This is a genomic window from Enterobacter sp. NFIX59 (genome assembly GCF_900113755.1).
Classification (GTDB): domain Bacteria; phylum Pseudomonadota; class Gammaproteobacteria; order Enterobacterales; family Enterobacteriaceae; genus Enterobacter; species Enterobacter pseudoroggenkampii.
In genome coordinates this window covers 49,517-62,884 of sequence record NZ_FOQN01000002.1, presented here as the reverse complement: position 1 = coordinate 62,884, position 13,368 = coordinate 49,517, and the positions used below count along the sequence as shown (strand labels likewise).

Annotated in this window: 8 protein-coding genes and 1 pseudogene; 8 read left to right on the top strand and 1 reads right to left on the bottom strand. The window is 51.6% G+C overall.

Annotation, left to right across the window (positions count from 1 at the left end; genetic code table 11):
* The first annotated feature begins 47 nt into the window (after positions 1–47).
* The 3 genes and pseudogenes from cspF to BM007_RS09035 all read left to right on the top strand — a co-directional run bounded on the left by cspF (position 48) and on the right by BM007_RS09035 (position 9,244).
* Positions 48–260, top strand: a pseudogene (cspF, locus tag BM007_RS09040) (cold shock-like protein CspF).
* Positions 261–335: 75 nt separating this feature from the next.
* On the top strand, positions 336–506 hold the full coding sequence (locus BM007_RS23265) for a YnfU family zinc-binding protein (RefSeq protein ID WP_305955329.1): 171 nt from the start codon (positions 336–338) through the stop codon (positions 504–506).
* Between the two features lie 155 nt (positions 507–661).
* Positions 662–9,244: a GH36-type glycosyl hydrolase domain-containing protein gene (locus BM007_RS09035; protein WP_049102035.1), complete on the top strand. Its 8,583-nt coding sequence runs from the start codon at positions 662–664 to the stop codon at positions 9,242–9,244.
* A 19-nt stretch (positions 9,245–9,263) separates the two neighbouring features.
* Here BM007_RS09035 and BM007_RS09030 read toward each other — a convergent pair whose 3' ends face one another.
* Positions 9,264–9,497, bottom strand: a complete 234-nt coding sequence (locus tag BM007_RS09030; protein ID WP_004132711.1) for a hypothetical protein — start codon at positions 9,495–9,497, stop codon at positions 9,264–9,266.
* A gap of 93 nt (positions 9,498–9,590) precedes the next feature.
* Between BM007_RS09030 and BM007_RS23550 the strand changes: the two genes are divergently transcribed.
* The 5 genes from BM007_RS23550 to BM007_RS23415 all read left to right on the top strand — a co-directional run bounded on the left by BM007_RS23550 (position 9,591) and on the right by BM007_RS23415 (position 13,340).
* Complete coding sequence (locus tag BM007_RS23550; protein WP_350308983.1) at positions 9,591–9,827, top strand: YnfU family zinc-binding protein; 237 nt, start codon at positions 9,591–9,593, stop codon at positions 9,825–9,827.
* 69 nt (positions 9,828–9,896) lie between these two features.
* On the top strand, positions 9,897–10,169 hold the full coding sequence (locus BM007_RS23215; RefSeq protein WP_016247220.1) for a hypothetical protein: 273 nt from the start codon (positions 9,897–9,899) through the stop codon (positions 10,167–10,169).
* A 202-nt stretch (positions 10,170–10,371) separates the two neighbouring features.
* Positions 10,372–11,280, top strand: a complete 909-nt coding sequence (gene lpxP, locus BM007_RS09020) for a kdo(2)-lipid IV(A) palmitoleoyltransferase (protein ID WP_032938037.1) — start codon at positions 10,372–10,374, stop codon at positions 11,278–11,280.
* Between the two features lie 773 nt (positions 11,281–12,053).
* Positions 12,054–13,043 (top strand): glycosyltransferase, encoded by a 990-nt coding sequence (locus tag BM007_RS09010; RefSeq protein WP_032938035.1) that lies wholly within the window; start codon positions 12,054–12,056, stop codon positions 13,041–13,043.
* 3 nt (positions 13,044–13,046) lie between these two features.
* Positions 13,047–13,340: a hypothetical protein gene (locus BM007_RS23415; protein WP_227010061.1), complete on the top strand. Its 294-nt coding sequence runs from the start codon at positions 13,047–13,049 to the stop codon at positions 13,338–13,340.
* Positions 13,341–13,368: the final 28 nt, after the last annotated feature.

Below are 13,368 nucleotides of genomic sequence, written 5' to 3'. Positions count from 1 at the left end.
GCCATTTTCAATGTATAGTCTTTAAGTGTTTTCAATAAGGAATTGACTTGTCCCATAAAATGACAGGAATTGTCAAAAGCTTTGATATTCTTAGTGGTAAAGGCCTCATCATCCCATCTGATGGACGAAAAGACGTTCTGCTTCACATTTCAGCCGTTAACTCTCGCTAATCAGAATTACTCATCCCTGGAAGCCGCATAGAGTCTTGCCGGATAAACGGTCTCAGGGGGCCTGTGGCTGCGAACATTTATCTTTCCTGATTTTCAGTATGTCAAAATAGATAGATTAAAACTTAACCACATGTGGTACGGTGAAGCTCATTCATTGAAAGGTTAATGGTTATGTCTGTTATCAATTACGCAATGAAATTCTTCAGCAGTGCGTCTACTGCCACTGCTGCCTGTCCTGTTTGTGGCTTAAAATCAGTACAACCGTTGTCAAAAATCCGGCTCAACCAAACCATGCTTTGCCCCGGATGTAAGGCTCTGTTTATCTCCCGACGCTAGCTCGACCAAAATCGCAGAACAGAGCTCATGTCCTATACTTATGTTAGATTCCGGCAGCTGTTAAATCCCTGATGCCTGACGCCCATCCTGAGAGAACGTTTCTGAACTGATTTCGCAACTGCTCCTGCGCGCTAACGTCGCATCAGAGCAATGCTATGAAAATGATCCCCAGAGCGTGGTTTAACCGCTCCCGTATTCTGATGAATGCTGCCGAAAACATAACGTTTTCGGCGAACGATCCTGCCGGTGAAAGCTCGCCGCGGTCAGAACTCTTTTCGACCGTCCAGATGGAACGCTACGGCCAGAAGCTGGCGCGGACTCATAAAGTATCACCGGATAGGCATCCTTATTATCTTCTGAAACGGCTTGGCGACAATGAGGCCGTCATTACCCAAAACTGCTATGAGCTTAACGCGGGTAAAAAGACCAGTATCATGCCCGCCGGTGAATGGCTGCTGGACAATTATTATCTGATTGAGGAACAAATCCGCACTGTCCGCCAGCATCTGCCGAAAAGCTTTGGCAAAGGTCTTCCGTCGCTGGTATCGCCGTTGAATTGCCCACGAATTTATCATATTGCATCAGAGGCCATTGCTCACGGCGATGGCCGCTGGGATGCCGCCAGCCTGACCAGCTATCTCACTGCCTATCAACAGGTGACGCCGCTGACGCTGGGTGAAGTCTGGGCGTTACCGGGAATGCTGCGCCTTGCGCTGATTGAAAATCTTCGTCGTATCAGTATGGAAGTGATAAAAGCGCAGCAGGACAGAAACCTTGCTGATACGTGGATAACAAGGATTGTCGAATGTGCAGAGAGTGCGCCTGGTGATTTAATCATGGTGGTTGCCGATATGGCGCGCTTCCGACCTCCGTTAACCAGTGCGTTTGTCGCAGAGCTGGTGCGGCGCCTGCAGGGGCATGGCAACGCGCTGTCGTTACCTCTGACCTGGGTTGATCAGTGCCTTCGGGAACAGGGGATCACCACTGACGTTCTCATACATAGTTTCAATCAGCAGCTTGCCGCCAGCCAGCTGTCCGTCAGTAACAGCATCGCGGGCCTGCGTTTATTGAGTGAAACGGACTGGGCTGATTTCGCCGAAACGATAAGCGTTGTCGAACAGGCATTACGCAATGATCCTGCCGGCATCTATCCCCGGATGCATTTCAATACCCGGGATCATTACCGGCACGTAGTTGAGGTTCTGGCCAGAGACAGCGGTCTCAGCGAGCCTGAGGTTGCTGAGAAGGCGCTGGCGTTTTCAGAGGAAAAAGCGCCTGATACACCGGAACATCATGTTGGTTATTATCTTGCGGGCGAAGGTCGACAGGCGCTGGATATTCATCTCCTGGCAGACGCCTCAAGGCTCATACGCTTGCGGCACAGTTTCAACAGAATAACCCTGCTGTCATGGCTTGGAAGCCTGGCGTTGCTGACAACCGCAGCGACCGCAGCAATATTGCACGAAACCGCCATGCAGGGCGCAGACTGGCTATTGATCGCGGTGATATTACCTCTGATTATCGCATTAACTCAGTTAATGAGCGATTTGCTCAGTGATGCAACCACCCGTTTTCGCGTTCCTCGACCCTTGCCGGGGATGGATTTTTCAGCCGGTATTCCCGCTGACAGTGCCACCATGTTAGTCATTCCCTGCATGTTGACCAGCCACGAAAGTTTCAGCCAGCTCCTCACCAGTCTTGAAGTCTGCTGGTTGGGGAATGAAAACGAAAATCTCAGGTTCGCGCTGCTCACTGATTTTGCTGATTCTGAAAATGAACCCTCGCCGGAAAGTCACGCACTGCTCAGACAGGCTATCGCCGATACGCAGGCGCTTAATCGCCGCTACCCCTCCGGCAGACCACGTTTTTATCTGTTACATCGCCAGCCTGAATGGAACCCCTCGGAAGGCGCGTGGATGGGCTATGAACGCAAGCGGGGAAAACTGGCGTTACTGAACAGCTGGTTGCGCCATCCCGGAACGCAATTCGTCAGCGTTGCAGAGATGCCTGCCCACCTTTTACCGGGTCACATAAAATACGTCATTACCCTGGACAGCGATACGGTGCTCCCGCGCGATACGGCACACAAACTCGTCGCGACGATGGCGCATCCGCTGAATACGCCTGAGTATGATCCGGTACGCCAGAGGGTTGTCAAAGGATTCGGTATTTTACAGCCCGGTCTTGCGGAGGAGATACCACGCAACGGTCAGGGGCGTTACGCAGCCCTGCGCAGCAGCGTACCGGGCAATAACCCTTATTCGATGATGTCTTCGGATATTTATCAGGATCTCTTTGGGGAAGGCTCGTTTGTGGGCAAAGGGATTTACGATGTTGATATTTTTATGCAGGCCACTACGAACATCTGCCCGGAAAATCTGGTACTCAGCCACGATCTGCTTGAAGGATGCTATGCACGTTCGGGTCTGCTGAGCGAGGTGTTACTGTACGAACAGTACCCTAATAATTATCTGTCGGATGTTGCACGACGTTCACGCTGGATCCGGGGTGACTGGCAACTGCTTAACTGGCTAAAACCACGCGTCAGAAAAGCCGATGGAACCCGGGTCAGGAATCCGCTGACCGCGCTTTCTTACTGGAAATTACTCGATAATCTACGTCGCAGTCTGGTCGCCCCCTCCTTACTGATATTGCTGTTCTTCACTCTGCTTTGGGTACCCAATCCGGTTTACTGGCTGGGCATACTGTTGCTGATATGGTTGTTGCCAGCCATCCTCTGCATTAGCCACGACCTTCTGCATAAACCTCTGCGTCGCCGCGTGAAGTCGCATCTGTTACTGGTGGGGGCGGGCGCGCTAAAGCGTCTGTCAGGTATCAGCCTTAATTTTGCGATACTGCCGCACGAAGCCGGATATTCGCTGAAAGCGATCGCCGTGACGCTATGGCGACTGGGGATAAGCAGGCGTCACCTCAGCCAGTGGGTCAGCCACAGCCAGGACAGCAGTCAGGCCAGACCCACTGTTGCACGTTTTTATCAGGCGATGTGGCTGAACGCTGCCGGTGGCGTGGCGCTGACAATACTGACCGGACAATTTGCCCCACAGCTGCTGGGGATTGCGTTACCGATCGGTTTGGTATGGTGTGTGGCACCGCTGCTGATGAGCTGGCTGAGTCGCCAGCCCGTGCGAAAGGTTTTTTCGCCTAATCAGGAACAAAAACAGCTGTTACGCCAGACAAGCCGTGAAATCTGGGCTTTTTTTGAAACATTTGCCACAGCAAAAGAGAACTGGCTTCCGCCTGATAATTATCAGGAAATACCACAACCGACGGTGGCACACCGAACTTCTCCTACCAATATTGGTCTTTCACTTATGGCTAACCTGACGGCATGGGACTTTGGCTACCTGCCTGGCGGAGAGGTGCTCCGGCGCGTGTCGCTCACGCTCGACACGATGGATAAAATGGAGCACTACCGGGGCCATCTCTACAACTGGTATGACACCCGTACGCTGGTCCCCCTCAGTCCACGCTATATCTCCAGCGTCGACAGCGGCAATATGGCCGGGCATTTATTGACCCTGCGTGCAGGCCTGTCCGCCATGCGTCATCAGCCTGTTTTAAGCAACCAACAGATACTGGCAGGACTGAACGATACGCTGGATATTCTGGAAAAACAGTGGGGTAAGAACCCACCTGACAGCCTGAGACTGCTGCGCAAGCATTGCCTGAACGCGGTGTCGCTCTCTCCGCAGGCGCTTTTCAGCGAACTGAAAAGCATGCGCACCCAGTGCAACCATCTGACCAGCGCATGTCATCAGGGATCTCCTCTTCAGATGCGCTGGGCTGGACATCTGGAGCATCAACTGGTTCAGCTTTGCCATGAGTGGTCTCTGTTGCTTGGCTGGTTGCCTGCATCCTGGAATGAACAGACGCTGCCGACGCTGAGCGAGCTTGCCCGTCCGACATTAACCGGTACAGGAACGCCTCCGGCGTCAGTGGCGGAGCAGGCCCGAATGCGACTCAATATTATCACCGAGCTGGAACAGCGGCTGGATGAGCATGCCCGGATGGATTTCGCCTTTCTGTACAGTGAAGCAACCAGTCTGCTCAGCGTCGGTTATAACTGTGACACCAATATGCCTGACAAGAGCCACTACGATCTCCTGCCGTCTGAAATCCGCCTGACCAGTTTTCTTGCCATTGCGACTAATCAGCTGCCTCTTAAAAGCTGGTACGCGCTGGGTCGATTGTTTACCACGATTGATAATGAAACTGCCCTGATGTCATGGAGCGGATCCATGTTTGAATATCTGATGCCGAATCTGGTGATGCCCACCTGGCCCGGCAGCCTGCTCGATGAAATGAGTCAGTCGGCGGTTATGCGCCAGATTCACTGGGGGAAAGAACGCGGGGTACCATGGGGTGTTTCAGAGTCTGGCTATCATGCTTTTGATGTTCAGCATAATTATCAGTATCAGGCATTTGGCGTACCGGGGCTCGGTCTACGCAGGGGACTTGCCGATGACATGGTTGTCGCTCCTTACGCCACGCTGCTGGCGCTGATGGTTTCCCCGCAGAAAGCTTGTGAGAACCTGTTCAGGCTGCAAAAAAATGGTGCATGCGGAGAATACGGTTTTTATGAAGCGCTGGACTATACCCCCTCACGTCTTGCAACCGGTCAGCTCTATGCGGTGGTACAGTCCTGGATGGCGCATCATCAGGGTATGGCATTTCAGGCGCTGGCTCATGTGCTGCTTGATGCCCCCATGACTGAACGCTTTATGTCCAGTACGGTATTCCGGTCAGCGAGTCTGCTGTTACAGGAGCGCGTGCCGGATGCGGTCGATCTGTACAGTCCGCGCCGTCATTTTGAATCTCATGAGGGCATGGTCAAACCCGTTCGCTATGAACCCCGTATTTTCTATAGCGTGGATACCCCCGCCCCGGATATTCAACTCCTGTCCAACGGCCATTATCATCTGATGTTGACCGCGGGCGGCGGCGGTTACAGTCGCTGGAATGATATTGCACTAACGCGCTGGCGCAGTGATACCACCCGTGATAACTGGGGAGCATTCTGCTACATCCGCGATACCCAGACGGGAGATGTGTGGAGCAATACCTGGCAACCAACAGGCTACACCAGCGGACAAGACGAGGAAGTGTTGTTCACCGATGCGGGGGCAGAATTCAGACGCAGCTTAGGGGGACTCAGCGTCAAAACTCAGGTGGTGATCTCTCCGGAGGATGATGTTGAATTGCGACGGCTCACACTGATTCATCGTGGTCGCAAGCCTCGCTCTCTGGAGCTGACAACCTATGCTGAAGTGGTACTGGCACCTGATGCCAGCGATCTGGCACACCCGGCATTCAGCAATTTGTTTATTCAGACTGAGCTGGCTCCTGAGCGTGACGCTATTCTTTGCCACCGGCGCCCGCGCTCACCGGATGAACCGGGCCCTTGCCTGTTTCACATGATGGTGGTGCACGGCGATAACCGACATAACGTGTCGTTTGAAACGGACAGGGCAAGGTTTATTGGACGTGGCAGAAACCCTACGAATGCACAGGCAATAGAGACGGGAGGGATGCTAGGCAACACGTCGGGCTCGGTGCTGGATCCGATACTGGCAATTCGCAACGCCATTATTCTGCAGCCGGGGCAGCCGGTTACGATTGATATCATTTATGGCATCAGCGAGACCCGTCAGCAGAGCCTGGCGTTGCTGGAGAAATATCGCGATTACCCTATCGCCGATCGCGTCTTTGAACTGGCCTGGTCTCACAGTCTGGTGGTATTGCGCCAGATGAACGCCAGTGAAGATGATGCCACGTTGTTCAATAGTCTCGCCAGCGCTGTGCTTTACCCTGTCCAGGAGCTGCGCGCCGAAGGCCAGGTGATCGGCCGCAACCGGCGTGGCCAGTCCGGACTGTGGGGCTGGGCAATTTCAGGGGATCTGCCGATAGTGCTGCTGAGTATAACCAGCGAGGAAAGTATCACCTCAGTGACCACACTGATTCAGGCACACCGTTACTGGAGACAGAAAGGGCTGGATGTTGATTTAGTTATCCTGAATAACAGCCCCGGCGGCTACCAGCAGGGATTACAAAATCAGATTATGGAGTTAATTTATGCCGGGTCTGAAGCCAGTCTGCTGGATAAAAAGGGCGGGCTTTTTGTCCGCAACGGTGAGCATCTCTCCGCTGAGGATAAGTTGCTTTTGATGAGCGTGGCCTGTCTTTATCTTGATGACCGCGCAGGGGGGATTAATGAGCAGCTTAACCAGCGTATTCATACCCTGAAATCGCCGGCAAGGGCATTCATTCCGCGTGCTGTGCGCGAGCGTAATCAACATACGGACTGGAGCCCTGATACCAGTCAGTTATGCCATTTCAATGGGTACGGTGGATTTTCTCAGGATGGGCGGGAGTATCAGATCGTCCTTCGGGAAAATGCGCTTACACCGGCTCCCTGGTCGAACATACTGGCAAATTCTCGTTTTGGCAGTGTGATCTCAGAGGCAGGGCAGGCCTATACCTGGTATGAGAATGCCCATGAATACCGGTTGACGCCGTGGGAGAACGATCCGGTGAGCGATCGCAGCGGCGAGGCATTTTACCTGCGCGATGAAGAGAGCGGGGAGTGCTGGTCGCCGACGGCTTTACCTGTTCGCGGACACGGTGATTACCTGACCCGCCATGGTTTTGGCTACAGCGTTTTTGCCCATCGTGAGAGTGGTATAGACAGCGAGTTGACGGTCCTGGTTGCTGAAGAAGATCCGGTTAAACTGGTGCTCCTGACGCTCAGTAACTCTTCGGGACGGACACGTCAACTTTCCGTCACAGGCTATGTAGAGTGGACGCTCGGAGAAACACTAACGCGCTCAGCCCCTCACATTGTGACACATGTGGCCAGAACGCCCGGCGGCTGCGGGATACTTGCGAATAACTTTTATGGTGATAATGGTGGCGGCCGAACTACATTTTTTGCCGTCAGCGGTAATGACTGTTCTCTGACAGGGGACCGCCGGGAGTTTATTGGCCGTAATGGTTCCCTTCACGCCCCTTCGGCTATGAAACTGCAAAAGCTTTCTGGTAAGACGGGGGCCGGTCTGGATCCCTGCGGAGCGGTGCAATCGGCGGTTACATTAATTGACGGGGACCAGAGGACGTTTATTTTTATCCTCGGCGCAGAGGAGAATGATGTTTGTGCTCAGGAGACGCTGGCCCGCTACATGAACGAGGATACGGTCCGCCAGGAGCTGAACCGGATTCATAATCACTGGCACAATGTTCTCGATAAAATCGTAGTTAACACCCCCGACACGTCCGTAAATTTACTGGTTAATGGCTGGCTGTTGTATCAGACGGTCGCCTGCCGTCTTATGGCCCGGAGTGGCTACTATCAGTCTGGCGGTGCATTTGGTTTTCGCGATCAGCTGCAGGATACGCTGGCTCTGAGCCACGCTGCTCCGGACCGGATGCGTGAACAGATAATACTCTGTGCATCACGGCAGTTTATCGAGGGGGATGTGCAGCACTGGTGGCACCCGCCACACGGCAACGGTGTGCGTACCCGCTGTTCCGATGACTATCTTTGGCTGCCGCTTGCTGTTTGCCACTATGTTGAAACGACGGGGGATATGGATGCACTGGAAATACGCATTCCTTATCTGGAGGGACGCTCGCTTCAGCCTGGTGAAGAGTCTGTCTATGACACGCCGGTCATCAGCGGCACCGAAGAGACACTCTGGTTACACTGCGTCAAAGCTATTCACTATGGACTTCGCTTCGGGGAGCATGGCCTGCCGCTGATGGGGGCTGGTGACTGGAATGACGGGATGAACCGGGTGGGTATCGAAGGCAAAGGTGAAAGCGTCTGGCTGGGCTTCTTCCTGTACGACATTTTGCAGCGGTTTGCAGCGCTGGCGGAGCGCAGGCTGGATGAAAGCGTCGCCGCGATGTGCCGTTCACAGGCTCTGCGCCTGCAAAGTAATCTCGAAGCCCACGCCTGGGATGGGGAATGGTACCGGCGCGGGTATTTTGACGATGGTACTCCCCTGGGATCGAAAACCTCACAGGACTGCCGGATTGATGCGATTGCGCAGAGCTGGTCTGTATTGTCCGGCGCCGCGAGCCCGGGACGGTGCGCAAAGGCCATGCAGGCGCTGGATAAGCACCTTGTGGATAACGAAGGAGGGCTGATCAAACTGTTAACGCCTCCTTTCGACGGACACGGTCCAAATCCGGGCTACATACAGGGGTACCTGCCCGGCGTGCGGGAAAACGGAGGGCAGTATACGCATGGCGCCATCTGGGCAGTGATGGCCTTTGCCCGAATGGGGAATGCCGGACGAGCCTGGCAACTCTGGTCAATGCTCAACCCTATAAATCATACCCTGAATGCGGACTCTGTCGGGATTTATAAAGCTGAGCCTTATGTCATGAGTGCTGATGTCTACAGCGTCGCTCCCCATACCGGACGTGCAGGGTGGAGCTGGTATACCGGTTCCGCAGGCTGGGCCTGGCGTTTACTTACCGAGGAATTACTGGGGATAAAACGTTCCGGCACTGACTTTAGTGTTCATGCCAGGTTACCGGATGAGTGGTCGTCTTTTTCTATGGCATATCAATATGGTGAAAGCCATTATCAGATTAGTGTTTCACGCGGCGATGCAGAATATTGCGTGACGCTGGATGGTGTTCTCCTCCCTGATGACAGAATACCGCTGAAGGATGATGGACAAAACCATACGGTTGAGATCATTCAGAACTGACACTGATCCCGGAGGTGCATTAACGTCTGCCGTTAATGCGCTGATTATCCCTGAGAACATCAATCGCAGTCTGCATGGCGATTTTGTCATCCCGCCTTTTTTGTTTGTCCTGCATGACCTGAAGGTATTCCAGCAAGGTGCGGGTATTAATCGGTCGGCCCTGTTTACCCACAGCCAGCACGGCTTCGCCAAGAATAATTTTCACAGGCGGTAGTTGTGCCGGATACCAGTCAAGGGTGTCTTCTGATTTCATCTTAAATTTCTCACGGAAGGGTAGTGTATCATAAATAAGACGTTCAATTTTCAATATCTGATATCCTGATTCAGACACAACTTAACATAACTTATGCCAGTTATTTTTATATTAAAGCGTATAATAATTACTGTATTCCTCAGAGAATTATTTATGTCTTATACAAATGGGCTCAGGTATTTTAAAGAAAGACCGGTTCATGTTGCCTGCCCGGTATGTGCACACAGAGCCGATCAGAAAGCAGGTAAACTAAGAAAAGATGCGGTTCTTGAGTGCCCTGCCTGCGGACTGTTGTTCAGACCTTCAGAATGCTGGTGTATCGGCGGCTGATCACTTAACGTCAGTGATGTCGGAAAATGACAACATTCCTCCTGTACTGCTGTTGTCGAGGGTATGATAATGAAATCTAAAAAATCTGTTTTTATTGAAGGGCATATCATGTCGAACAGCTGTCACGGACAGCCTGGCCAACCTTTCTGTATTCACCGGGTCAGGTTTAGTAATGGTAAATATGCGATTATTCGGGTGGCATCCGGGATATGTTTCAAACCAGGCGAAATTATTCAACGAAACGATTGTGAGTGGTTTTATAAACTTACCAAAATTCGGCTTCTTTCTTTTGAGTACCTTGATGATGATGAATCAAGAAGACAATTCCTTGAGTATCAATGATAAAACCATGGATTTATAACAGAATAAATTTGCTGGCTTACAATTCACCCTTGGCTCTTTAAATTATTCACCAGTCATTGAAAAATATTTTTTCCTGAATTTAGATGAATTTAAATTATCTAAAACAAAATGTATCGCTAAAGACGAATTGCCTCATTGTTTTCCTTTTGCGTTATAACCTTCATTAGCATTAAGGAAATTTATGGCACAGACTTTTACTCATAATTTACTTCATCCTCGCCACTGGCTTACCTGGTCTGGTTTGGGTCTGCTGTGGCTTCTCGTTCAACTTCCTTACCCGGTTTTACATATTCTGGGCTCTGGCCTTGGAAAAATATCCAGACCCTTTCTGAAACGCCGGGAACGGATTGCGATTAGAAATATCGAACTGTGCTTTCCCGAGATGACACCGTTTGCCCGGAGCCAGATGGTCAATAAAAACTTTGTTTCTCTCGGGCTGGGACTGATGGAAACAGGAATGGCCTGGTTCTGGAGCGATGCGAGAGTCAAAAAATGGTTTGATGTCGAAGGGCTTGAAAACCTGACCGGTGCGACAAGAGGAGTAATGGTTGTCGGGATTCATTTTATGTCCCTTGAGTTGTGTGGAAGAGTAATGGGGTTATGCCATCCTATGATGGCAACGTATCGCCCACACAATGATCCATTAATGGAATGGGTACAGACAAAAGGGCGTATGCGTTCAAATAAAGCTATGATTAATCGACGTAATTTATCTGGTTTTGTTCATGCGCTAAAAGCTGGTGAAGCCGTTTGGTTTGCACCAGACCAGGATTATGGGTCTAAAGGAAGCGTTTTTGCACCTTTTTTCTCGGTAAAAAAAGCAGCAACGACGAACGGAACGTATGCCCTTTCAAAACTCGCTGGTGCACCCTTGATCACACTTAGCATGATTCGACGTAGCGATAAAAAAGGTTATCACATGTATATCAGCAATCCGTTATCAGGCTATCCAGGGGAAGACAAGGTCGCCGCAGCGGCTTATATGAACAAGATCATCGAGCGTGAAATTCTCCGTGCCCCTGAGCAATACCTGTGGATGCATCGCAGGTTCAAAACGCGTCCTGAAGGCGAAGTCTCTTTATACAAATGAACAACTCTACTTGTCACGAGCCAGAATCCATCTTTCTTGCCACTGCGTATTTGTAAAAAATGGGACAGGGGATTATTCGATCGGCTTCATGTTAACGATGGCGTAACTGACAACCAAGGTTAATCAATTGAACCTGTTCGGATTTGAAGGTCCGCTTCTCGCTTATAGCTGCCATTCAAAGCGATAATAATTTTTGTATATTTTCTCTTCCACATGATGTCAGTTATCGGGAATGGTTTGACTATCCAGCAGGCATAGCATCCTTTACAGCTCGACAAACCGAACGCTCCGATAGGGTATGCAGGCACACGGATGGCGTGTAAAGCAGAGTGAAAAAGATGATCGATTAAACCGATCGATTTTATAAAATTGATCTGCAAAATGAATTATCCGGCACGCTAGTGCCTGTGCTAAATTCCCAGCAATTCATTTAACGTATTGTTTATTAGTTTATTTCCTGTCTTCTGGTGGGCGCCCTTCTTTTGTCCTGCGGGCACGGCATGGGAATGCGACAGCAGGTGATGGAATGAAAAGATGTGCCCGATGTAACAAGAAAAGAAGCATTCTGGACCGTATTTTCGGGCTGGATAAAGAATTTTGCGATGGCTGTCTGATGGTGGTTAACCTGGAAATCAGAGAAAAACGAGTGGTGTCCACACCAGCACGAAAATCACCGGGACGCTCTTCCTGACAATGTTTCGTACCCGGCAGGTTATTGCCTCTGATGGGGTAACAACTCTGAAGCTTCCCTCTGTTTACATTCCCTTTGATCAATGAAAATCAACATCGATATCAGCGTCATCATTCCTGCCTTCAATGCAGTTGACAGCATCGGGGCTCTGGTCCATACACTGCTTGGCGAAACAACGCTCAGTACTGAAATCATTGTTGTGGATGACGGTTCAACCGACGAAACATGGACGCTACTCAGCGCCATTACAGATGAACGGCTTATTCTCATTCGTCAGGAAAATCAGGGCGTGTATGCTGCCCGTAATGCTGCACTGGCGATTCACCGTGGTGAATGGGGGGTGTTCCTGGATGCGGATGACCGGGTTGCGGCAGATTTTCTGCAGGAGCGGCTGCGCACAGCCCGCGAAGCACAGGCCGATGTCGTCCTTTTCAATGCCCGGCATACAGACAGCGCCGGACATCTGCGGCATACCGTTCACCGCAGACAGCCTTACGGTCAGACGCTGACGGGTCAGCAGTGGATACGCCATTGCGTCAGTCAGAGGGAATGGCCGCATTATCTGTGGCTGCAGATAATCCGTTCAGCGTATATTCGCGAGCATGACCTGCGATTCCAGGAAGGGAAAAGCCACAAGGACATTCTCTGGACGATACAGCTTGCCGCCGCAGATGGCCGATTTTATTTCTCTGACAGACAGGATTACCTGTGGGTGAATAACCCGGCGTCAATTACCCACCGCCCGGATTATTACGATATCCGCGCGTTCAGCTATTGCGACGTGATTGCAGATATTCTGGCACTCAGTACACAGACGCAGTACCGATCTGTCAGACGAGCGCTGGTCAGGCATGCGCTGGTGGAAAGCCGCCATTTTCTGGGTCTGTACCGGCGCAGGGTGAATGACCGGCTGGCGGTCCGGGCGCGTTTTCGTGCGCGGATAGCCTTTCGCCATCTGGTATCCGGCGTGAGCAACCTGAGCGATGTCTTTTTCCTCCTGAAGCTGGTCCGCAATATTTATCTGCCTGGTGTCCGCAATACTCCCGCAGCCGTTTCGCAGGTGCGGCGTTAATCCATGGATATCGCAACGCTTCTGGCGCGGTCGTGGCAAACTGCGACAACGGGTGATGACTCCATTCGCTCCGCCAGGGATATCGTCGAACACTGGTATGATAAAGGCGGTGACCTCACCCGACGGACCCGACGGTTTATGCTGCGGGAATGCCTGTGGATAGCCGCACATTACCGGGACACTGAAACGGTACTCACCCGACAGTTTCGCCTGCTGGCCGTGTTACTGTATCTGGGCGGTTATTTTCCGAAAGGAATGTCGACGGTATGCTCCCGGAGAAATGTTTCATTTTACTGAACGCCCCGGAATTAAGCCCCATCCTGAC

Bases quoted from the DNA above. Each gene is read 5' to 3' on its own strand.
- BM007_RS23265 (WP_305955329.1), top strand. From the start codon at position 336: ATGGTTATGTCTGTTATCAATTACGCAATGAAATTCTTCAGCAGTGCG.
- BM007_RS09035 (WP_049102035.1), top strand. From the start codon at position 662: ATGAAAATGATCCCCAGAGCGTGGTTTAACCGCTCCCGTATTCTGATG.
- BM007_RS09030 (WP_004132711.1), bottom strand. From the start codon at position 9,497: ATGAAATCAGAAGACACCCTTGACTGGTATCCGGCACAACTACCGCCT.
- BM007_RS23550 (WP_350308983.1), top strand. From the start codon at position 9,591: ATGCCAGTTATTTTTATATTAAAGCGTATAATAATTACTGTATTCCTC.
- BM007_RS23215 (WP_016247220.1), top strand. From the start codon at position 9,897: ATGAAATCTAAAAAATCTGTTTTTATTGAAGGGCATATCATGTCGAAC.
- lpxP (WP_032938037.1), top strand. From the start codon at position 10,372: ATGGCACAGACTTTTACTCATAATTTACTTCATCCTCGCCACTGGCTT.
- BM007_RS09010 (WP_032938035.1), top strand. From the start codon at position 12,054: ATGAAAATCAACATCGATATCAGCGTCATCATTCCTGCCTTCAATGCA.
- BM007_RS23415 (WP_227010061.1), top strand. From the start codon at position 13,047: ATGGATATCGCAACGCTTCTGGCGCGGTCGTGGCAAACTGCGACAACG.